The sequence below is a fragment of the Neoroseomonas soli genome (genome assembly GCF_018129065.1).
In the GTDB taxonomy this organism is placed as follows: domain Bacteria; phylum Pseudomonadota; class Alphaproteobacteria; order Acetobacterales; family Acetobacteraceae; genus Neoroseomonas; species Neoroseomonas soli.
Genome location: NZ_JAAEDM010000162.1, coordinates 1 through 3,708 on the forward strand (window position 1 = coordinate 1; position 3,708 = coordinate 3,708).

Consider the following 3,708-nt stretch of genomic DNA (forward strand, 5'->3'; position numbering starts at 1 on the left):
GCCCCAGGCGGCGACGCCGGGCGCGGCTGACGGCGCTGACCACGCGACCGGCGCGATCGAGGCCACCGCCACCGCCGCCCCCGCGCCGACCGAAACCGCCCGCCGCAGCGCCGAGATCACCGCGCCGCGCACCGCCTCGCCCTCGCGGAAGCGGAGTTCCGTCTTCATCGGGTGGACGTTGACGTCCAGCATCTCGGGCGGGATTTCGAGGAAGAGCGCCGCCGCCGGGTGGCGCCCGTGCGGGATCAGGTCGCGATAGGCGACGCGCAGCGCCACGCGCAGCAGCGGGTCGCGCACCGGCCGGCGGTTCACCACCAGGTGCTGCGCCACCGTGGTCGGCCGCGTGTAGGAGGGCAGCGCCGCAAGGCCGAACAGGTCGAGCGACACCCCCACCGCTTCCACCGGCACCGCGGCGGCGGCGAAATCCGGGCCGAGCACCTGGCGGATGCGGCCCTCGGCGTCGGTCGCGGGCAGCGACAGCGCCTCCCGCCCGTCGCTTTCGACGCGGAAGGCGACGGCGGGCCAGGCGAGGGCGAGGCGGCGCACGGCCTCGATGGCGTGCTCGGCCTCGGTGCGCGGGTGGCGGAGGAACTTGCGCCGCGCGGGGGTGGCGAAGAAGAGGTCGCGCACCTCGACCCGCGTGCCGGGGGCGCCGGCGGCGGGGGCGACGGAGCCGACATGGCCGCCTTCCACGGCGATGCGGTGCGCGGCGCCTTCCCGCGGGCGGGAGGTGATGGCCAGCCGCGCCACCGCGCCGATCGACGGCAGCGCCTCCCCCCGGAAGCCGAGGGTGGCGATGCGGAACAGCATCGCTTCCTCCGGCAGTTTCGAGGTGGCGTGGCGCTGCACGGCGAGGGCGAGTTCGTCGGCGCCCATGCCGGCGCCGTCATCCTCGACCAGGATGCGGTCCATCCCGCCGCCCTCCAGCACCACCGAGACGCGGGTGGCGCCGGCATCGAGCGCATTCTCCACGATCTCCTTCACCGCGGCGGCCGGGCGCTCCACCACCTCGCCGGCGGCGATGCGGTTGGCGGTGGTCTCGGGCAGGAGGCGGATCAGGGGCCGGGGGGGCGACTCGGCCGCGGCGGCGGACATGAGAACAGAATAGCACGCCGCCCGCGGCGGCGGGGTCAGCCCCGGCCCTGCATCCGCAGGATCTCCGCGATCAGCGGCGCGGCCGCCGGGTCCTGCTCCCCGTCGCGGCCTTCCAGCGCCGGCAGGATGTGCCCCGCCAACTGCTTGCCGAGTTCCACCCCCCATTGGTCGAAGGGGTTGATGCCCCAGAGCGCGCCGAGGCAGGCGACCTTGTGTTCATACAGCGCGACCAACTGCCCCAGCGTGAAGGCGTCGAGGCGCGGCAGCAGGATGGTCACGCTCGGCCGGTCGCCGGGGAAGACGCGGTGCAGCGTGAGGCGCTCGATCTCGGCCTCGTCCTTGCCGGCGGCGCGCATCTCGGCGCGCACGCAGGCCTCGTCCTTGCCGCGCATCAGCGCCTCGGCCTGCGCCAGCCCGTTGGCGAGCAGCTTGCGGTGGCTGTCGGGATGCGCGTGGTCGGGATTGGCGACCAGGATGAAATCCACCGGCACCGGCGTGGTGCCCTGGTGGATGAGCTGCATGAAGGAATGCTGCGCGTTGGTGCCCGGCTCGCCGAACACCACCGGGCCGGTCGCGCGCCGCGCCGGCAGGCCCGCCGCCGTCACCCGCTTGCCGAGACTTTCCATCTCGAGCTGCTGCAGATGCGCCGGGAAGCGCGCGAGGCGCTCGTCATAGGGCAGCACGGCGCGCGCGGTGTAGCCGAGGGCATCGACATGCCAGACCTCGGCCAGCGCCAGTAGCGCGGGCAGGTTGTCCTCGAGCGGTGCGGCGAGGAAGTGCTCGTCCATCGCGCGCGCGCCGGCGAGCAGGCGCGCGAAGGCCTCCCAGCCCAGTGCCAGGGCCAGCGACAGCCCGATCGCGCTCCACATGGAAAACCGCCCGCCGACCCAGTCGCGGAAGCCGAAGACGCGATCCCGCGCGATGCCGAAGGCGGCGGTCGCGGGCAGGTTGGTGGACAGCGCCGCGAGGTGGCCGGCCACCGCCGCCTCGCCCAGGCTGCCGGCCAGCCAGGCGCGGACCAGCGCGGCGTTGGTCATCGTCTCCTGCGTCGTGAAGGTCTTGGACGCCACCAACACCAGCGTTCGCGCAGGATCGAGCCGGGCGCGCAACGCCTCCCACGCATGGGCATCGACATTGGCGAGGAAATGCGCCCGCAGCGGCGCCGCCGGCGTCCACAGCGCGCGCGCCGCCATGGCCGGGCCGAGGTCCGAACCGCCGATGCCGATGTTCAGCACATCGGTGAAGCGTTCGCCCGTCGCGCCGCGCAGCGTGCCGTCATGCACCCGGCCGACGAAGCCGCGCATGGCCGCGAGCGTCGCCTGCACCTCGGCGGCGGCGTCTTCCCCGCCGGTGCTGAAGGGCGTGCCGGCGGGGGCACGCAGCGCGAGGTGCAGCGCGGCGCGGCGCTCGGTGGCGTTGACCGCCTCCCCGCGCGCCATGGCGTCGCGGAAGCCTTCGACATCCGCCGCGCGGGCGAGCGCCAGCAGGGCAGCCAGCACCTCCTCCGAGATCGCGGTCTTCGACAGGTCCAGAAGCACGTCGCCGGCGCGGCGGGAGAAGCGGGGGAAGCGCCCGGGATCGGCGGCGAAGAGCGGCCGGATGGCGCCCGCGCCCGCACGCCGGCCGAGGGCCTCCAGCGCGGCCCAGGCCGCTTCGGTGTCGGTGCTCGCCATGCCGGTCCCCTCGTGGCGTCCATCCTGCCACGGGATCGGTGGGCAAGACGGCCGCCACAACACCAGAGGGTTGTGGCGCCGTCGTGGCACGCGCGGGTCGGTCCGGCTACATCCCCGCCGGCTGGCCCGCGACCGTCACCGCGAGGCTTTGCGGCTTCAGCAGCGCGGCGGCGACGCGCGCGGCGCCGTCCCGCGTGATGCCGCGCAGCCGGCTGTTGCGCCCGTCCAGCCAGTCGAGCGGCCGCCCGTTGCGCCGCATCGCCAGCAGCGTGGCCGCGATGCGCCGGCTGTCGGTGAATTGCAGCGGCAGGGAGCCCGTCAGGTAGGCGACCGCCTCCTCCAGCTCCGCCTGGGTCGGGCCGTCCTTCGCCATGTCGGTCCAGACGCCGCGCGTGACGTCCAGCGCCTCGGGCACCTTGGCGTTCTCGGTGGCGAAGGCGCAGGTCACGACGCCGCCGCCGAACATGGTGTCGAGCCCGACGCCAATGCCGTAGGTCAGGCCCCTCTGCACGCGCACCGCCTCCATGAGGCGGGAGGAGAAGCCGCCCCCGCCGAGGACGCGTAGCACCACCTGCGCCGCTTCCCAGTCCGGGTCGTTCGGTGCGATGCCGGGCTGGCCGAGGATGACCTGGGACTGCGGGCTCGCCACCGGCACCACCTGGCGGCCGAAGGGCGTGAAGGGCGGCAGGGAAGGCGGCTCGGCCGGCGCCCCGGCGGGCAGGCCGCCGAACAGGGTGGGCAGCAGCGCGGCCAGTTCCTCCGGCCGGATGGCGCCGGAGGCGGCGACCAGCAGCCCGTCACGCCGCATCTGCGCCGCGAGGCCGGCGCGCATCGCGTCCACCGTCACCGCGGCGAGGCTTTCCGCCGTGCCCGTGGCCGGCCGTCCGGCCGGGTGCGACGGGAAGGCGGAAGCCCATAAGGCGCGCCCCGCCTGGCCGCG

General features: G+C 75.1%; 3 protein-coding genes. All 3 read right to left on the reverse strand.

Going from position 1 to position 3,708, the window contains the following annotated elements; genetic code table 11:
• Nucleotides 1-1,095: DNA mismatch repair endonuclease MutL (gene mutL, locus GXW76_RS25020; RefSeq protein ID WP_211864854.1), on the reverse strand; the 1,095-nt coding region annotated here is incomplete at its 3' end.
• Nucleotides 1,096-1,130: 35 nt separating this feature from the next.
• Nucleotides 1,131-2,768, reverse strand: a complete 1,638-nt coding sequence (gene pgi, locus GXW76_RS25025; protein ID WP_211864855.1) for a glucose-6-phosphate isomerase — start codon at nucleotides 2,766-2,768, stop codon at nucleotides 1,131-1,133.
• 106 nt (nucleotides 2,769-2,874) lie between these two features.
• Nucleotides 2,875-3,708: M16 family metallopeptidase (locus GXW76_RS25030; protein ID WP_211864856.1), on the reverse strand; the 834-nt coding region annotated here is incomplete at its 5' end.

Excerpts from the sequence above, each read along its gene's own strand:
- pgi (WP_211864855.1), bottom strand. The coding sequence starts at position 2,768 with ATGGCGAGCACCGACACCGAAGCGGCCTGGGCCGCGCTGGAGGCCCTC.